Below are 17884 nucleotides of genomic sequence, written 5' to 3' on the forward strand. Positions count from 1 at the left end.
CTTATTGTTTTTTAATTTTATGAATAATTAAACCCGGTAAAATAACAATTCTCACTAAAATAGAGGTTTTATTATGATCAATATATTTATCATCCATCATAGCTAAAGCTTGGTTAATCCGCAGGATGGATTTTATAAAATCTAATGGGCGATATAACCATAACTTTAGCGGCACATTTTCTAATAGCGCTTTACGAGAGATATAATGGCCTACAGCATGTTTTTTTATAGATGACTTACTTAACCGATTAATTGATTCGGAATTAAAAAAAATACGAACAGGTATTGAGCTATAGTAAAAATAATACTCTTTGGCTACAGTACTATAAAACCAAATTTCAGGAATGAAGTTTATACCTGATGCCACTGGATAAAGATATTTTTTTAGTAATTCAGTTTTGAAAAAATCAATTCTTTCACCACGAATTCCTGAACGAAACTCATCAAACCATGAGCTCTTTTTATCTTCGTTAGATAAATAATAGTTATTAGGTTTTAACGTTTCTGAACTCACTGAAGTTGCTCTAATTCCGATAATTTCTTTATCGTCAAAAACAGAATTCATTGAAAGTAACTTATTGATAGAACCGGCAATGAATGCATCATCAGAATCTAAGCCGATAAAATACTCTCCACTCGCATTCTCAACAGCTTCATTCCATGCTGCTTGTTTCCCACTATTATTTTGATATATATATTTTATATTTAATTTATTTTCTATTTTAAATGAGTCTACGACCTCTGCTGTATTATCCGTAGAACCATCATCAATTATTAACCATTCAATATCATCTCTATCTTGTTCTAGAATAGAAAGATAGCAGCGTTTTAATACATGTGCTCTATTGAATGTGGGTGTAAACACAGTGACTGATATCATTTTACTTCCTCACTTCTTTCTCAACTGATGATACCAGTCTATAAAATAATTTATATTTAACTATATAATATAAAATAGGTTTTAACTTCCTCGAATGGAGCATAGGTTTCAATGAAACGATAGTATAAGATTTATTGTAACTGTCTAATGCCCTAGCTTTATTAAAATGATAAGTCCTGGCGCATTTTGAAACATGAGAAAGAAAAACGCTTGCTAAGACTACAGCCCAATATCTACTTTTATGTTTTGAGTATTGGTGTCTAAATCTTACAAGTCCGAATTCACTGTCATCGAGGTCTGATACATTCAAATTCTTAGTAATGCTACTCGATATCTGTCTATATTTAACAATTAGATCTTTGCATTCAAATATTGTTTTACATTTATCAATCAGTATAGGTAATAATAATTGATCTTCAAATCGCCGGCCAATATCAAAAGCCATACCATTAAAAATACGTCTTTTAAAAATACAGCGCCAGACATAAAACATCTCACTTTCAACTATTTTTAATTTAACGGCGTCAATATCATCGATAGTGAATTTATTTTCTTTTATTAACTCAAATATATTTTCTTTATTATCGATGATTTCAGAATAATTAAAAATAATGCCATCGGGTAAATTATCTAAAATAATTTTATTAATAGTTAGATAAATACCATCAAACCACAGATCATCGGAATCTAAGAAAGTGATATATTCCCCTGTGGAAACAGAAATTCCCGTATTCCTAACGACAGAGATACCTGTATTTTCTTGTGTTATATAAACAAAATCATATTTCTTACTGTATCTTTTTATTATATCGGCAGATTGATCCGTTGAACCATCATTAATAATTATGACTTCTAATGTATTATCCCATTGGGTAAATACAGAGTTTAGACATGAATCAAGATATTGTTCTGCATTAAACACCGGTATAATCAATGAGAGTAGTTTTTTATTATCCATTTTTATTTCTCGAAAGAATTTCAAACAATAGGCTCTTTCTCTTAAGAATGACAATCAAGCATATAAATGATAAAGTCTCAATAGCAATAATTGAAAACACTCCGCCCCATGCGCCATACTTTGATGCCAGATATGCGCAGAGAGGAATATGAATTATTGCCGAAATCATGGGTAAAATGGTGTAGGATTTCTTATGCCCATGAGGTAACAAAATATAATTACCCAGTACAGTTGACTGTATGACTAATAAATAGACGGGAGAGAATAAGATCAGTAAGGTAGATACTTCTGAGTATTCATGCCCAAACATAATTCTAGTAATTAGTTTAGAAAAGATAATAACAAATAGAGTGATGACTATGCATAATGCACCTTGCCAATAAAAAATCTTTCTAATTAAAGCATAGGCTTCTTCTTTTTTATTGACTAATAATGAATTTATTCTCGGATAAAATGCATTTCCTAAGACCAGAAAAACACCAAGGATAGCACCTTTTACTCTATCTGCTGCCGTGAATATACTAACTTCATAGACATTACTGAATATGCCAATGATAATTGTAGTACTCATAGTATAAAGGCTGATCGAAAGTGTCGCACAAAATATTGGAAATGAGTCTTTTAGCGTATGTGCAATTTTTAGACTGGAAAAATTAACTTTCCTGACTAATTTTTTTCGATATATATATACTATCGCTATAATACCAGCTAGTAAATTCATCGATGATTGAATCATTACGGCATACTTAACATCCGCATCACTATGTACAAATATAAAGAACAGCGGCAACATTGATAACTTTGCAACTATCATTAAATTTGTCACAACAGACAGCTTTTCTATTCCTTGGAAAAACCACACTGGCATCAGTGTCGTCCCAATCAACATAAGTCCTGTATAAATTAACTCTCGTTGGATCACTGCATGCGGATTTGTAGCAAGAAGTAAAACCACAATAACAATTGAAACTAAACATAATAGTGATTTTGAAAATAGTGTTTCAAAGAAAACCTTAGAGATATAGCTTGAATCATCTTGGCGTTCAGCTATTTTTTTTGATGCTGATAAATTAAATCCAAAATCAATTAAAATAACAAAATACTGAGCTAATGAAAGTGTAAGACTATAGACCCCAAATCCCTCTACCCCTAATACACGAGTCAGATAAGGTAATGTTAAAAGAGGAATAATATAATTACTCCCTTGCAGCAAAAGTAAAGAAAAAATATTTCTTCGTAAGACTGACATTTAAATTTCCAGCTATTGGATTAAATTATTTCTTCATGATTCTTGAGTATATTAATTAGCTCATATCCTCATAACATAAAATCTATTTTGGGCAGAAATTTGTAAATAGTTAGTCTAAAATCAGGACACGCTACCGCCCTTGGCTTACAGCTACCAATGCACTATTCTCAAACTCATTATGCCGTTAAACTTAAAAAACAATAATAACAAACGGTTACATAATATGCTGACATGCCTTTTTTATAAATACTTAATTCTTATACATCTAAACAGGCATTACAAGCAAAAGGGTTGGGGGAAAACAGGTGATGATGTGCTAATCAATGCATAAAAAATCATGAATGCCAAGGTAGTTAACCCATCTCTTGTTTTACCAACTGCTCTAACAGATCAATATGCTTTTCATCATCGTTCAGCGCGGGAATATATTCAAACTTCTCACCACCAGCATGTAAGAAAATTTCTCGGTTCTGCTCTTTAATCTCTTCCAGAGTTTCCAGACAGTCTGCAGAAAAACCGGGGCAAATGAGCTGAATATGCTTAATACCTTGGGAAGGTAGGCTTTTTAATGTCTCGTCAGTATAAGGCGTGAGCCAAGGCTCGCGGCCAAATCGAGACTGATAAGTCATCATAATTTGCTCCGCAGGTAATTCTAGCTCAGCCCGTAATGCACGGCTGGTATCTTCACAACGTTGCGGATAGTCATCCCCTAATTGTGCATAGCGTTTAGGAATCCCATGAAAAGACAGCACTAACCTGTCTGGTTTACCATGTTGAACAAAAGCGTGCTCAACACTTTGTTTCAAAGCGGAGATATAAGCGGGATGCTCGGCATAATCCCGGATAAAAGAAACCGATGGTAAACGGCGATAGCCTTTCAAAATTCGCGCCACTGCATCCCATACTGCCGCACTTGTCGAACAAGAATATTGTGGATAAAGCGGTAATACCACCAGCTTAGTGACACCTTGCGCGAGTAATTTATCAATGGCATCCGGTAGATTTGGCGAACCATAGCTCATACCTAATTCAACAGGGACATCAGGCATACGCGCCGCTAATGCTTTTTGCTGCCGACGGCTATAGACCAATAAAGGCGAGCCTTCATCCATCCAGACAGATTGATATAATTTGGCCACACGCGGTGATCGAATGGGCAAGATAATACCGCGCAACAATGGCCACCAAAGTAATCGCGATGTATCTACCACCCGGCGGTCACTCAGGAACTCGGCCAGATAACGTTTGACCGCTTGTGGTGTAGGGGCATCCGGTGTTCCCAGATTAACCATCAGTACGCCAAGCTTACTTTCCATCATGCAGGAGTCCTTTTGTGTTTTACGCCGTTTATTCGAACAGAAAAATATCTGACAACGTTATTTGGAGCCGGTCATGTAAAATAATAAAGGCGACCCTAGGCCGCCTTAGCTATCTTACCATTCAGAATTAACCGAGAATAGTCGCCAGTTCTGCACTGACTTCTGCTACTTTGCGGGTTCCGTCCAGTTTAAAATATTGCGTATTACCTGCATCAGCTTCTTTACGATAGTAAGACACCAATGGTGCAGTTTGCTGATGATATTCGATCAAACGTTTACGAACAGTGGCTTCTTGATCATCTTTACGGATGGTCAGTTCTTCGCCGGTTACATCATCTTTATCTTCAACTTTAGGCGGGTTGAATTTAATGTGGTAAACACGACCTGAAGCAGCATGTACCCGACGCCCGACAATGCGATCAACAATCAGATCGTCCGGAACGTCAAATTCCAGCACATAATCAACCTTGATACCGGCTTCTTTCATGGCATCAGCTTGAGGAATAGTACGTGGGAACCCATCTAGCAGGAAACCGTCACGGCAATCGTCCTGTGTAATGCGCTCTTTAACCAATGCAATGACCAGCTCATCAGTGACCAGCTTGCCGGCATCCATAATTTCTTTCGCTTTCAGACCTAACTCAGAACCTGCTTTTACAGCGGCGCGCAACATATCACCAGTAGAGATTTGCGGAATACCGTATTTCTCCATGATGAATTGAGCCTGAGTACCCTTACCAGCGCCCGGAGCGCCCAGCAGAATGATACGCATTGCGTAAATCCCCTTGCTATGTAGTTTTTCTATGTGTTTTTACTTAAATAAATCGAAAATGCGGAAAACAAGCAACCTTACCATTTTCAGGGGGGTTGGCTCAAGGCGCGCGAGCCGAAGCCGTGGGATTGGATCAGGAAAAGCCTAGCGAAATATAACTATAATAGTTTGAAATTAAATAAAAAAAACGCCCCGAGCACATTATCTGCTCGAGGCGTTCTAATACTAAATTAAGCAGTTAGTAGCTGGTTCATACGGCGAATGAACTGGTTAGGATCCTCTAAGGTCCCTCGTTCAGCCAAGAGCGCTTGATCCAGTAATAACTCAACCCATTCAGCAAATTGAGTGTCATCCGCAACATCAGCGGCGCGTTTGACTAAACCGTGCTCTGGGTTCAATTCAAAGATGTATTTCACTTCCGGTGCTTGTTGGCCAGCAGCTGCGAACAATTTCGCCATCTGCGTGCTCATTTCATCCGCATCCGTGGTGACAATCGCCGGTGTATCCGTTAGGCGGTGTGTTAGGCGGACATCTTTAACTCGCTCACCCAGCAGGGTTTTCACACGCTCAACAAAAGGCTCCAGCGCTTTATCTGCTTCTTGCTGCTCTGGGCGCTCTTCATCAGCCAGTTTGTTCAGTGAATCATCCGCTTTACTGACTGACTGGAAGACTTTACCATCGAACTCAGTCAGGTAACTCATCATCCACTCGTCAATGCGATCGGATAACAGTAAGACTTCAATACCTTTTTTACGGAACAGTTCCAGATGTGGGCTGTTCTTAGCCGCAGCATAGCTATCAGCCGTGATGTAATAAATCTTCTCCTGCCCTTCGGCCATACGGCTGACATAATCTTCTAATGACACAGTCTGCGCGGAGCTGTCTGTATGGGTTGAAGCAAAGCGCAGCAACTTGGCAATAATCTCTTTGTTGCTACTATCTTCAGCTGGCCCCTCTTTTAGTGCCATACCGAACTGTTGCCAGAACTGCTGATATTTCTCAGCATCATCTTTAGCCAGTTTTTCCAACATTTGCAGCACACGTTTGGTCAGCGCGCTGCGCAGGTTCTGAGTCACGCGGCTGTCTTGCAAGATCTCACGCGAAACGTTCAGCGGCAGGTCATTGGAATCAATCAGGCCACGGACAAACCGCAGATAATTTGGCATAAACTGCTCTGCGTCATCCATGATAAACACGCGCTGGACGTACAGTTTCAAGCCGTGTTTGTGGTCACGATTCCACATATCCCAAGGCGCTTGCGCCGGGATGTACAGCAGGCTGGTGTACTCTTGCTTACCTTCTACGCGGTTATGACTCCAAATCAGTGGGTCAGTGAAGTCATGGGCAATATGCTTGTAGAATGCGTTGTATTCGTCGTCAGTTATTTCCGCTTTACCGCGCGTCCACAATGCCTGGGCTTTGTTAATTTTCTCCCAGGTTACCGTGCCATCTTCTTCATTTTTACTTTGGATTTCGACTGGCAGTGCAATATGGTCTGAATATTTGCTGATAACAGAGCGCAAACGCCAGTCATCAAGATATTCATCTTCACCTTCGCGCAGGTGCAATGTGATTTCTGTACCGCGATCTTCTTTGGTGATATCCGCGATGGTGTAATCGCCCTCACCTGCTGATTCCCAGAACACGCCAGCATCTACTGGTGCGCCAGCTGCGCGGGTACGAACAGTCACTTTATCTGCCACGATGAAAGCAGAATAGAAGCCCACACCAAACTGGCCGATTAATTGACTATCTTTAGCTTGATCTGAACCAATAGATTCAAGGAATGCTTTAGTCCCTGACTTCGCGATAGTACCAAGATTATCAATGACTTCTTCACGGCTCATGCCAATGCCGTTATCACTTAGGGTCAAAGTACGCTTTTCTTTATCAAAAGATAAACGCACACGCAACTCACCATCACCTTCAAATAACTCTGGCTGAGATAGCGCGCGGAAACGGAGTTTATCTGCCGCATCAGAGGCGTTGGAGATAAGCTCGCGCAAGAAAATTTCTTTATTGGAATAAAGCGAGTGAATCATCAAATGGAGAAGCTGTTTAACTTCTGACTGAAATCCACGGGTTTCTTGACCTTTCATACTCATTAATTACCTCAATCCAAATTACCGACAGATTTACCCTATAGATCTCAAAAATACAGGACGGCGACAAACCCGTAAGCCCGATGAGCTGATTCCAGTCAGTCATTCGGGTGAACGAGTGCAGCCAACACACCTGCAATTTGAAAGACGATGGGTATAGATAAAACCGAACAATGAGGATCAGATGGGGTCAATCGCGGGGGCTTTCAAGTCTACATACTGAAAAAACAGAGAATCGGGGGCGATTTACTGAACATCACGAATGAGATTATTCATATGATAATCAATAACAAAACAATCGCCCACCAGATTTAAGGGGATCGTGACTCAATGAAATTAAAACTTAATCGGATTTCGCCCGGCTAACGAGTGGGATAAGGTGGTGCCATCAACCATTTCCAACTCGCCCCCCACCGGCACGCCATGCGCAATACGGCTGGCTAATACCCCATATTGGCCGCACATTTGGCCGATATAGTTGGCGGTAGCATCCCCTTCAACTGTCGGGTTAGTCGCCAAAATGACTTCGGTGATAGTTTCAGTTTCAAGCCGTTTTTCCAGCAAATCTAACCCAATATCACCGGGGCCAATACCATCCATGGGGGATAAATGCCCCATCAGCACAAAATAACGCCCACCAAACTGGCCGGTTTGCTCGATAGCATGGATATCTGCCGGGCTTTCGACCACACAGATTTGGCCATTTTGCTGCCGTCGTGGGTTAGAACATATCGTGCAATGGTCTTGCTCGGTAAATGTACGGCAATCAGCACAGTGGCCGATTTCGGACATTGCCCGAGTCAAAGACTGCGCCAGACGCATTCCGCCACTACGGTCACGTTGTAGCAATTGGAATGCCATCCGCTGCGCTGATTTCGGGCCTACACCCGGCAAGCAGCGCAACGCCTCCATTAATGACTCAAGGAGTGGACTGGTTTGCATCAGAACGGCATCTTAAAGCCTGGTGGTAATTGCATACCACTGGATACAGAAGCCATTTTCTCTTTTTGCGTTTCATCGATACGGCGAGCAGCGTCGTTCAATGCAGCAGCAATCAAATCTTCCAGCATTTCTTTATCTTCTTCAACCAACAAGCTTGGGTCGATTTCAACCCGGCGGCAGTTATGCGCCCCATTGATGGTTACTTTTACCAAGCCCGCGCCAGATTCACCGGTCACTTCCAATTTGGCGACTTCTTCCTGCATCTGCTGCATTTTTTCCTGCATCTGCTGGGCTTGCTTCATTAAATTGCCAATACCGCCTTTACCAAACATAGTCATCTCTCATAGCAAGGGGCCGCGTCAGTGCACCATGCACTTATCGCAGCGGTTAAACCGGTCGGATACTGTCTTCATCCAGTTCGGCGTCGAAGAAACGACGCAGTGTCTGAATATTATTATCCGCAATAATTGACTGGCGTGCTTGTGCCAGCTTTTCTTCATATATGGCCTGCCGCCATTCCAACGGAGTACGCTGCGCCAGATTATCATCTTCGATAACGCTAAGTGTGACAGCATTCCCGTGTAATTCGCTCAATGCCTCTGCCAGTGCCTTTTGCGCCGAAGGCGAGTTCAAATGGCGCTGGGCAGAACGCAAGTGAAGGCAAATATTACCCGGTTCTATTTCTTCTTTAAATGCATTCAGCGCAAGTTGCTGCACTAATTTAGGCATTTGTAGCTTACCTATCTCTGCTGCCCATGGATCTCGCGCCATCGCCTCTTGAGCCAATTTAGCAGAAAGTTCGGGCGTTTTTTCATGCTCCAACGCAGAGCGCAATGCTTTTGGTGTAGCAACAGGCTCAGCCGATACCTCCGGTTGATTCTGCGCCGTCCAACGATAAGCTTCTTTCTTCGCTGGCTTTTTTTCTTCCGTAGATTTAGCCGCCAGGCGCTGCTGGCTACGCTCAGTCACCGAAGCTAAGCGCTCCAATGCTGAGTTTGCCGGCCGCGCTTTTCCTGGCGCCGCCGGCTCATTCTTTTTTGGTGTGGTCGTCCCCGATTGCCGCAATAACTGCGTGCGCGCTTGAAGTAATTGCGCCGTGGAATCTGGGAGCACGGTATTGACCGGTACAACGGCACCTAATGGCGGAGCCTCATGCTGCGGCACCTGTTGAGCATAGTTCGGCGCTTCTATAGGGCGCGGCTGCGTATTATCGGCCTGGGCCGCAGGAGCACTGACTGGCACCATTTGCCGCTCGGTAATCTGCGGCTCGGCAATTATCGCTTTAGGGTGAAACGCCAATGCGCGCAATAGGGTCATTTCAACCCCCATGCGGCGATCCGGGGCATATGCCAACTCTTTTCGCCCCACCAGCAATGTCTGGTAGTACAGCTGAATATCAGTCGGCGGCAGTGTTCGCGCCAACTCGCGTAGTCGAGGTTCAATGGTGGCGTAGTGATTATCCAGCATGGATGGCAATAACTGCACCATCGCAATGCGGTGCAGTAAACTCAAGGTTTCGACTAATAGGTTTTCCCAGTCAACACCCCGTGACGCCGCTTGCTCCAACTGAGCCATCACTCGCGCGCCATCCGCAGTCACCAGCGCTTCAATAATGGCCAATGGCTGTTCATCATCCAATGTTCCCAGCATTTGGCTGACGGTAGCGGTCGTGACATGACCATCTCCCATCGCAATAGCTTGATCGGCCAAACTGAGTGCATCTCGCATACTGCCATCAGCGGCTCGTGCTAGTAATTGCAATGCGCGAGCATCACTACTGATTTGCTCGGCTAACAGTATTTTTTCGAGCTGGACACGAATCACCTCAACATCAATGACCTTAAGGTGAAACTGCAAACAACGAGACAGTATGGTGACGGGCAGCTTCTGTGGATCTGTCGTCGCCAGCAGGAATTTCACATGGGCTGGCGGCTCTTCGAGAGTCTTCAGTAATGCATTGAAACTGTGCCGTGACAGCATATGAACTTCGTCGATCAAATAGACCTTGAAGCGGCCACGGGCTGGCGCATATTGAACATTATCCAGCAGTTCTCGGGTATCTTCGACTTTAGTCCGAGAGGCTGCATCAATTTCGATCAAGTCAACAAAACGGCCTTGCTCGATTTCCTGGCAGTTCGCACAGGTGCCACAAGGGGTAGCAGTAATACCCGTTTCGCAATTAAGCCCTTTGGCCAACAGCCGGGCTATAGAAGTCTTACCTACCCCGCGGGTGCCAGAGAACAAATAGGCGTGATGAATTCGCCCTAATGAAAGGCCATTAGCCAACGCCGTCAGGACATGTTCCTGACCAACGACGTCTGCAAACGTTTTGGGGCGCCACTTACGGGCAAGGACCTGATAGCTCATTAATACCGGAGAAGTTGAATAATATAGAGGGTCATGCTAACACAGCCTCACTATTGACAGCGAGGCTGATATTTTCAGTACAATCAATGGCCGTCGAATTCAACCAGACTGTAGCAAGTAATGCCTTGGTCATTCAGGCGATTTTCACCACCCAGATCGTGTAAATTAATCACAAACGCAGCATCAGTCACTTCACCACCCAGTCGACGAATGAGCTTAGCCGTCGCTTCAATCGTCCCGCCAGTAGCCAGTAAATCATCAATAACCAGGACTTTGTCGCCCGGTTGAATGCTGTCAGTATGAATTTCAAGCTTGTCAGTACCGTATTCTAACTCATAGCTTTCGCTGATGGTTGCACGTGGTAATTTGCCGGGCTTACGAACTGGCACAAAACCAACCCCAAGAGACAAAGCTACTGGCGCACCAAACAAAAAACCACGGGCTTCAGTACCCACGACTTTAGTCACGCCCTTATCCAGATAGCGTTCAGTCAGCAGCTCAATGCTGGCGGCGTAGGCTAATGGATCTTCCAGCAAGCTGGTCACATCACGGAACAGTATTCCCGTTTTTGGATAATCGGGGATAGTTTTGATACTGTTTTTAATATATTCAAGCTGTTGTGCTGTATTAGGTGCAGTAGCGGTCATAATTTGTGCCTGGTAAAACTGCTGTACATACTAAAGCGCGGTCAATCGATGTTAAAATGGCATCAATTGAGTAACTCATTTTATCTACTCGCCGCACGTCGACAGAGTAAATGCCTGCCCCCTTAACGCTAAGGGCGCAGCGAGGGAAGATCCCGCGCACGAAAACGCTCAAATCTATGCAAACTGGCATAAAAATGCAACTGATGTGAACGACTCAGTGCCTTTTTTGTTGCGATAGGTCAATAACTGGCATCCGCAACATAAATATCAATAATAGCGTTAATATCACCAACAATAAGCTTCTGACCCACCAAATGTTCACCAGCCAAAGTGAAACGGCAAAAGTAAGGATGGTGACCGATATTGCTTTCCATTTAACGCCGGGGGGCAAAGCTCGATGTTGTTGCCAAGTGCGAATATAACCACCAAACCATGAACGATGAAGCAGCCAATGATGAAAGCGGGGAGAGGAACGTGCAAAACACCACGCGGCCAGTAGTAAAAATGGCGTAGTGGGTAAAAGAGGAAGCACGACACCTAAGGTGGCCAAAACCACGGCGAGCCAACCTAAAGCTATCAACAACCAACGAGACATAAACGCCCTTTATCATAGCATTCATTAATGTGCCTTTATCATTAACGCATGCGCTCATTAGCATCAATGGGTATTCTTAGCATTATTGGTTCAAAATACCGCTTTATCCATCACCTTGCTTGTAACCACTGGCATTCAAAGGCAAGCTGGCGGAAAAATTTCCAGGAGAAGCGCCATGAGTACAGAAAAACTATTGCAGGTGCTTGAAAGCCAAATTGAGGCATTGTCGGCACAAGTTGGCCCACAAGCCAATACTCCGTCTCAGCAAGCGCGTTTTGACCTGAATTTATTTGGTAATCATGGTAACCGTTTTCGCGATTATCTACTGGAAATTCATAAAAATATGGCACAGTTGAAACAGGTTGTTGCAGACAATCGCACGCAGCAGGTCGCTTTCTTGGCTGAGAAATTGGTTGCACAAATCTCAGCCTTACAAAGAGAGTTAGCGACACAGAAGCTAAGAAAATCCAATCCTGAGCCCAAGTATAATAAGCTAGATCCTTACCATAAGCTGGCTGAACATCAAGATTATGAGCGGCGAATACTGTCCATGATTCAGGACAGAGAGAACCAACTGGGTAAGCAAAATTTATTAACTGAGCAGCAAAAAATACAGAAAGAACTTGCCGCACTAGAGGGACGTTTAATGCGTTGCCGGCAGGCGCTGATAAAAATAGAGCGCAGTATTGAGAAGAAAGAGAACGGTTTTTGAATATTTATCACATTTTTTGAATCATTAGGGTTTCGATAGCGAATACTTTTCTATAATGTTTTATATCTACCGACTATCAAGTTGCAGGTGTGCTGACTGGACTCAATCTCCCAAGTCCCTTGCTTATATGAGCTTATCGGGTTCTTTCACTTGCCGCCGTTGTACTGCTTAAAATCTATTAGGTAGATGGATTGAAATCAAGTCAGGTGAATACCGGCAGCAAGGTATCCTCACCCGACTTTTCTAACTCACTGAAAATCAAATATTGGCCAGATTATGTCAGTTGAAAAAGCATCACCAGAACTGCAACTGGCAGTAGATCTTATCTACTTGCTGGAATGCAATGAGATAGCGCCGGAAACGGCATTGGCAGCATTGGCTATCGTGCAACTTGATTATCAGCGCAAGCTGCATAATAAAGTGCCTGATTAACCAGCTTGTTTTGATGTGCAGCCAAGGCGATACGAGCACATATCGCCTTGCTGTGAATCATTGCAAGGTGAGTTATTGAGTTTATCAATCTCACCCCGTGAGATAACCTTAAGCAAGTGGCTTATTGATATCCGGCAAATCAGGTTTGGTATCCCCCATCGCAGACTTTTCAGATGGTACGGAAGGTAAACCTTGGGCATCAAACGGTCGACTTACTTCCTGAATTTCAGTGCCGTCGGGCTTGTGTAAATACACATCTAACTGATTGAATGCAATATTAATATTATTCTCACGACATAACTTATCAATCGTGCTATTCAATTCATCCACTGTATAACTACGGTCCCGTAATTCATGTACATACACACGCAACTCATGATCAAGAGTGCTAGCACCAAAATTAAGGAAGAACACATGAGGTTCAGGGTCCGTCATGACCCGAGGATTTTCATGGGCTGCTTTTAGCAATATTTCTTTTACTTTTGCTAAATCAGAGCCGTACGCAACCCCGACTTTAATAATAATTCGGGTAACGGTATCGGATAGAGACCAGTTGATCAGCCGCTCGGTTACAAAGGCCTTATTCGGAATAATGACTTCTTTACGGTCAAAATCAGTGATCGTCGTGGCACGGATGCGTATTTTGTTAACATTACCCGAGAAAGTACCGATAGTAATGGTATCGCCGATACGCACAGGCCGTTCGAACAAAATGATCAAACCCGATACAAAGTTGGCAAAAATCTCTTGTAAGCCGAACCCCAAACCAACCGATAGAGCCGCAACCAACCACTGTAGTTTATCCCACGAAACCCCAAGTGAGCTAAGCGCCGTTATCCCACCAATGGCGGTGATCAGATAAGTCAAAATGGTGGTAATGGCGTAAGAAGTCCCCTGGCGCAGTTGTAACCGCGATAAAATCACCACTTCAAGCAAACCTGGCAGGTTGCGCGTCAGAATATAAGCCACCACCAATGCCATCAAAGCCACTAACATATTCCCCAAGGTGACAGACTGCACGACACTCGCCCCCGCCACGGTGGTGGTGTAATGCCACAAAGAGATACTGTCCAGATAGGAGATAACTGTTATCAAATCAGCCCAGATTGCATAGAAACAGGTGGCAAAAATCAGGAACAAGACCATAGTCGTCAAACGTAATGATTGCTGGTTAATTTGTTCTAATGCCAATGGGGGTTCTTCTACCGGCTCCCCTCCCTCTGCGCCCTCTTTCACCAGATTTTGTCGCCGGGCGATGGCACGCCGGTAAGCCAAACGCCGCGCTGCAACCCCTAATCCACGAATGGCTGTCAGATAAACGATATTCCACAAAAATAATAAATAGAGACTATCAATCCAGCGGCCAGCCAGTTGCAGTGTGGTGTAGAAATATCCGGCAATCATTAGCCCAATCAATATGATCGGTGTTCCCGCTATTGCCGTCACTATCACTAGTCGTACCGCATGGGAATCTTTCTCACGCCAGCTATCACGGCAGAATGGATAGACGAACAAGGCCAATAGTGCCAATGCAATGACAATAACAACTTGCCCGAGAACATCATCTACCAATCGAAGTGGGCTTTTTTCTCCCAGAGCAGACCAGAAGATAACGGGCAGCAATGCAACGCCCAAACGCACCATTTGACGCCGATAATGCGCACATCGGTCAGCCGCTATCATAAAGTGCCGCTCAGTGATACCACCTGGTGAGAGCATACGATATGTCAGGTCAAACACCAGCCAGAACAGGGCCAAGCGTTGGGAGAAGATCCAGAATAAATCGCTGAGATTGAAGTCTGAACGTAAACACCAATAGCCTACCCCCAAAATAACCAAAGCACCGGGCAGCACTTTCAGCAAAGTGAGTAAAATGGCTTTAGGTGTGTGCATTTGGCTATCATGCTTTAATTGCCCGACGTCAGAGGCCAATCTATCTAAATATTTATTAATCATGTTGTAGCGTGAGCGGATTACACCCACCACAATCAGCATGGGTATCAGGAATACCAACGACTTAGTTAAACCGGCTAATACGTCATCCCATGATAGGGTAAAGTTAAAACTGCTCAGTTCAGTTTTTAATGCACTCGGCAATGCTTTCAGCCAAGACCAATCCATGGGTTTATTGCTGCTGACCCAAAATATTTGCTGTGTCAGCGTGTGTTGCAGTGACTCATTGACACTCAATAATTGCTGCTGATTAATTTGCAGATTAATCGCCAGTGTCAGTTGGTTACCCAGTTGTTTATTTAACTGGTCCAGTAGTTCACGTCGGATATCGACTATCTGCCCCAACGCGTCTTCTACATCAGGGCTGACTTTCTCTTTACTGTCAGTCATTAGGGCTTGAATATAGTCATCCCCTTGAAATAGCTGGTCACGCTGCTGATTAATTTCAAATTGTTCGAGGCGCAAATCGGCAATACGCGGCCCCATATTGGTAATCAAACCGGACGTCGGCAAATTGAGCTGCTGCTGGTAGAGAATACGAGAAAGCAGCAAACTGCCGCGTAAAACGGTAATTTGTTCCTTTAAATTGCGTTCAGATTGCAGAGCACGATCCAGCCAGTTTTTAACTCTGATATTCTGTTGTACCAGTGTGTTGCCTTCTTTAGTGGCATTAATCAACTGCTGGCTCAACTCTTTATTAATCGCCAATTCACGGCTGACTAATGGGTCATTTTGAATATCAGTAGCATCATCGGGGACTTGCGCTTCTTTGGCTGTTTTCTCTGAAATAATTAACCGTTTTCCGCTTACTACCTCTTGCAGTATTTGGACATTACGCTCCAGTTGGTTAATGTGCGCAGTCGTGTAATCTCGTTGTTTTTGCAGCAAATCTTGTAACGTCGTATTAGCTTCCAGATTTTTACGCTGCAAATCTAGCTGCGCGTTTAGCATGACTTGCTCAGTCAATAGCGCTTGTTGTTGGGTCGGCCGCAAAACTTCTTGCTTCGGAGCCAATCCATTGAGTTGATTGCGAATCTGCATTAAACGCATCGATGCGTTATACATCGCACTTTGCACGCGTTCTGGCTGAGTTTGCAGGGAAATTAGCTGGCTGTTATAAGCTGAGAGGTCTTCTTGGGCAGATTGTAAATCATCCAGTGTTTCATTTAGACGTGATTCCAACTGGCGCAATGAATAGTTTGCCAGGGACTCTAGAGTCAGAGTATCCGCTGAATTATTTTTAAGCGCATCCAGTCCGTCAGTCGCTTGCCGTAGTTTCGCCGGGGCCTGTGCTAATTGTTGTCTAAGTTGACTGGCTTCCTGCTTGGTACGCTCAATAGTATCAAGGTATTCCAGCGTTTTTGTCAGATCCTGTTGCGATAACTTTTCAGCTGGCGACAGTATTTTTTGCTTTGATAATGCATCCAGTTGGCTCAGCACTTCATTGCGCGTCGGCACATCTATATTCATTCCAGCAGCGAAAAGTGACGGCGAAAATAGCAATGCAATTATAAGCAAGATAATCATTGTCCGCAGACGTAGTAAAAACGCGCCTGTTGGCAAAGAAACCGACAAAGAAAATGGTAAAAAATATGGATTGTGAAATCTGCTGCTCATATTTGAACTTCATTTCAACAGAGAGGCTGAAATCCTATCACGTTCAGTCTCGAGTCATAATAAGAAAAGTCTTTCAGAGCGTGAATAGCTGTAATAATGCGGGCAGTTACGCACTTACGACGGAATCAAATGTAACAGCCCGAAATAATGGTTTATTAGAGCATTCAATAGGCATTTTTCTTTTACTGCTCAAAACGTCAGAACTTTCTCGGCCGCCAGTGTCCATTGAGCCAGTTCAACCAAAGTCCCAATCTCTACACCATCAACCAAGACTAATTCACTAATACCACGGGCATCCGCACAGGTTTTACATAGTTTAACCGGGACATTTTGTGCCGTAAGGATTTCCAACATCTGTTGTAAGTTATAACCCTCTCGGGGCTGCTGCCCATTAAGACCGGCAATAACGGCATCAGACATTAAAAATAGGCGCAAATCGAGGTTTGTCTGCTGTTCTTTCAATGCAATAGATAAACGCAGCGCGTTAAATAGCGACTCCTGGCCATATGCAGCACCATTGGCAATAACAACCAGTGAACTCGTTTTATCGCTCATATAAACATCTCCAGTTAATCCTATGTCTTTCTTAGCAATGAAACCCCGTGGGTTAGCATCTCCAGATAAGCATCAATTAATATCGGTGCCTCTTGTTTTATATCAAAACTTTCTGGCATAAAAAGCCAGTTCTCCATCAAACCTGTAATATAGGCTCTCATGATAATCGCAGCACGGTGAGTATCAAGATTGACGGAGAGTTGATGAGCATCAATACAGCCTTGCAAAACAGACTCAATTCGCTCATAACTAGCTAAATCAAGAACTTTGCGTGCATCATGGAAAGAGGTCATCTCCCCGACAAATTCACATTTATGGAATATAATTTCCATTAACGCGCGGCGGCGACAATCCTCACTCGTAGAAACAAGCACATGAATGAGTATTTCACGCAGAATACGGAGTGGATTATCAGGATATTTTGCCTGATACTCTAATTCGAGCTGATCGACATTAGACTCTGATAACTCCCAAACTTCGTTAAACAGGTCTACCTTATTCTTGAAGTGCCAGTAAATTGCGCCACGGGTAACTCCCGCAGCGACAGCAATATCAGCAAGTGAAGTACCGGAAACACCGTGCGCAGAAAATTCCCGCACTGCGGCATCTAGAATGTGTTGCCGGGTCTCTTCGGCTTGCTGTTTGGTTTTTCGTGCCATAGTGTTGTTTTTTCGGGGGGGTGTGATTTACATACATTCACGAATGTATGTACCATAGCACGCACATATAATTTACGCAGCAATGGGTTTTAAAGCTTGTGATCCATTGAATGAAATTAAAAATC

The 17884-nt window shown here is 43.5% G+C and carries 16 protein-coding genes and 1 other annotated feature; of the genes, 2 read left to right on the plus strand and 14 right to left on the minus strand.

Annotated elements, in window-relative coordinates:
* Window position 1: 1 nt before the first annotated feature.
* From DXZ79_RS14555 to DXZ79_RS14605, 11 genes are all read right to left on the minus strand, one after another.
* Complete coding sequence (locus DXZ79_RS14555; protein WP_038631593.1) at window positions 2-880, minus strand: glycosyltransferase family A protein; 879 nt, start codon at window positions 878-880, stop codon at window positions 2-4.
* Between the two features lies 1 nt (window position 881).
* A complete protein-coding gene (locus DXZ79_RS14560) occupies window positions 882-1838 on the minus strand; it encodes a glycosyltransferase (RefSeq protein WP_120011399.1) in 957 nt (318 codons plus the stop codon).
* Window positions 1831-3087 (minus strand): flippase, encoded by a 1257-nt coding sequence (locus DXZ79_RS14565; RefSeq protein WP_120011400.1) that lies wholly within the window; start codon window positions 3085-3087, stop codon window positions 1831-1833. Before DXZ79_RS14565 ends, DXZ79_RS14560 begins: the two co-directional genes overlap by 8 nt.
* 353 nt (window positions 3088-3440) lie before the next feature.
* Complete coding sequence (gene hemH / locus DXZ79_RS14570) at window positions 3441-4406, minus strand: ferrochelatase (RefSeq protein WP_038631587.1); 966 nt, start codon at window positions 4404-4406, stop codon at window positions 3441-3443.
* A gap of 127 nt (window positions 4407-4533) precedes the next feature.
* Complete coding sequence (gene adk, locus DXZ79_RS14575; RefSeq protein ID WP_038631585.1) at window positions 4534-5178, minus strand: adenylate kinase; 645 nt, start codon at window positions 5176-5178, stop codon at window positions 4534-4536.
* Between the two features lie 230 nt (window positions 5179-5408).
* Window positions 5409-7277 (minus strand): molecular chaperone HtpG, encoded by a 1869-nt coding sequence (gene htpG / locus DXZ79_RS14580; protein WP_038639395.1) that lies wholly within the window; start codon window positions 7275-7277, stop codon window positions 5409-5411.
* 339 nt (window positions 7278-7616) lie between these two features.
* Window positions 7617-8222 (minus strand): recombination mediator RecR, encoded by a 606-nt coding sequence (gene recR, locus DXZ79_RS14585; RefSeq protein ID WP_004390671.1) that lies wholly within the window; start codon window positions 8220-8222, stop codon window positions 7617-7619.
* Complete coding sequence (locus DXZ79_RS14590; protein ID WP_019081276.1) at window positions 8222-8554, minus strand: YbaB/EbfC family nucleoid-associated protein; 333 nt, start codon at window positions 8552-8554, stop codon at window positions 8222-8224. The genes recR and DXZ79_RS14590 overlap by 1 nt, the downstream gene beginning before the upstream one ends.
* Window positions 8555-8609: 55 nt before the next feature.
* On the minus strand, window positions 8610-10589 hold the full coding sequence (gene dnaX, locus DXZ79_RS14595; protein ID WP_038631579.1) for a DNA polymerase III subunit gamma/tau: 1980 nt from the start codon (window positions 10587-10589) through the stop codon (window positions 8610-8612).
* Window positions 9216-9279, minus strand: a sequence feature (DnaX frameshifting element). Its footprint overlaps the gene before it by 64 nt.
* 83 nt (window positions 10590-10672) lie before the next feature.
* Entirely contained in the window at window positions 10673-11236 is a 564-nt protein-coding gene (apt, locus tag DXZ79_RS14600) for an adenine phosphoribosyltransferase (protein ID WP_038631577.1), read from the minus strand.
* A 214-nt stretch (window positions 11237-11450) separates the two neighbouring features.
* Window positions 11451-11831, minus strand: coding sequence for a DUF454 family protein (locus tag DXZ79_RS14605; RefSeq protein ID WP_038631574.1), 381 nt, complete (start codon window positions 11829-11831; stop codon window positions 11451-11453).
* Window positions 11832-12006: 175 nt separating this feature from the next.
* On the opposite strand from DXZ79_RS14605, the gene priC reads away from it, so the two are divergent.
* Together priC and rsmS are read left to right on the plus strand one after the other, a co-directional pair.
* A complete protein-coding gene (gene priC, locus DXZ79_RS14610) occupies window positions 12007-12543 on the plus strand; it encodes a primosomal replication protein PriC (RefSeq protein WP_038631572.1) in 537 nt (178 codons plus the stop codon).
* Between the two features lie 276 nt (window positions 12544-12819).
* Window positions 12820-12975 (plus strand): pleiotropic regulatory protein RsmS, encoded by a 156-nt coding sequence (gene rsmS / locus DXZ79_RS14615; RefSeq protein ID WP_038631570.1) that lies wholly within the window; start codon window positions 12820-12822, stop codon window positions 12973-12975.
* Between the two features lie 108 nt (window positions 12976-13083).
* On the opposite strand, the gene mscK is transcribed toward rsmS, so the two are convergent.
* The 3 genes from mscK to acrR form a co-directional block, all read right to left on the minus strand.
* Window positions 13084-16545, minus strand: a complete 3462-nt coding sequence (gene mscK, locus DXZ79_RS14620) for a mechanosensitive channel MscK (RefSeq protein ID WP_162928751.1) — start codon at window positions 16543-16545, stop codon at window positions 13084-13086.
* A gap of 189 nt (window positions 16546-16734) precedes the next feature.
* Window positions 16735-17100: a DsrE/DsrF/TusD sulfur relay family protein gene (locus tag DXZ79_RS14625; RefSeq protein WP_038631566.1), complete on the minus strand. Its 366-nt coding sequence runs from the start codon at window positions 17098-17100 to the stop codon at window positions 16735-16737.
* A gap of 20 nt (window positions 17101-17120) precedes the next feature.
* A complete protein-coding gene (acrR, locus tag DXZ79_RS14630; protein ID WP_038631563.1) occupies window positions 17121-17759 on the minus strand; it encodes a multidrug efflux transporter transcriptional repressor AcrR in 639 nt (212 codons plus the stop codon).
* Window positions 17760-17884: the final 125 nt, after the last annotated feature.

The organism is Yersinia rochesterensis (assembly GCF_003600645.1).
Lineage (GTDB): Bacteria > Pseudomonadota > Gammaproteobacteria > Enterobacterales > Enterobacteriaceae > Yersinia > Yersinia rochesterensis.

What these genes read in the sequence shown, in the direction of transcription:
- DXZ79_RS14555 (WP_038631593.1), bottom strand. Translation starts at nt 880, where the DNA reads ATGATATCAGTCACTGTGTTTACACCCACATTCAATAGAGCACATGTA.
- DXZ79_RS14605 (WP_038631574.1), bottom strand. Translation starts at nt 11,831, where the DNA reads ATGTCTCGTTGGTTGTTGATAGCTTTAGGTTGGCTCGCCGTGGTTTTG.
- recR (WP_004390671.1), bottom strand. Translation starts at nt 8,222, where the DNA reads ATGCAAACCAGTCCACTCCTTGAGTCATTAATGGAGGCGTTGCGCTGC.
- hemH (WP_038631587.1), bottom strand. Translation starts at nt 4,406, where the DNA reads ATGATGGAAAGTAAGCTTGGCGTACTGATGGTTAATCTGGGAACACCG.
- rsmS (WP_038631570.1), top strand. Translation starts at nt 12,820, where the DNA reads ATGTCAGTTGAAAAAGCATCACCAGAACTGCAACTGGCAGTAGATCTT.
- priC (WP_038631572.1), top strand. Translation starts at nt 12,007, where the DNA reads ATGAGTACAGAAAAACTATTGCAGGTGCTTGAAAGCCAAATTGAGGCA.
- DXZ79_RS14560 (WP_120011399.1), bottom strand. Translation starts at nt 1,838, where the DNA reads ATGGATAATAAAAAACTACTCTCATTGATTATACCGGTGTTTAATGCA.
- dnaX (WP_038631579.1), bottom strand. Translation starts at nt 10,589, where the DNA reads ATGAGCTATCAGGTCCTTGCCCGTAAGTGGCGCCCCAAAACGTTTGCA.
- adk (WP_038631585.1), bottom strand. Translation starts at nt 5,178, where the DNA reads ATGCGTATCATTCTGCTGGGCGCTCCGGGCGCTGGTAAGGGTACTCAG.
- DXZ79_RS14625 (WP_038631566.1), bottom strand. Translation starts at nt 17,100, where the DNA reads ATGAGCGATAAAACGAGTTCACTGGTTGTTATTGCCAATGGTGCTGCA.
- apt (WP_038631577.1), bottom strand. Translation starts at nt 11,236, where the DNA reads ATGACCGCTACTGCACCTAATACAGCACAACAGCTTGAATATATTAAA.
- mscK (WP_162928751.1), bottom strand. Translation starts at nt 16,545, where the DNA reads ATGAGCAGCAGATTTCACAATCCATATTTTTTACCATTTTCTTTGTCG.
- DXZ79_RS14565 (WP_120011400.1), bottom strand. Translation starts at nt 3,087, where the DNA reads ATGTCAGTCTTACGAAGAAATATTTTTTCTTTACTTTTGCTGCAAGGG.
- acrR (WP_038631563.1), bottom strand. Translation starts at nt 17,759, where the DNA reads ATGGCACGAAAAACCAAACAGCAAGCCGAAGAGACCCGGCAACACATT.
- DXZ79_RS14590 (WP_019081276.1), bottom strand. Translation starts at nt 8,554, where the DNA reads ATGTTTGGTAAAGGCGGTATTGGCAATTTAATGAAGCAAGCCCAGCAG.
- htpG (WP_038639395.1), bottom strand. Translation starts at nt 7,277, where the DNA reads ATGAAAGGTCAAGAAACCCGTGGATTTCAGTCAGAAGTTAAACAGCTT.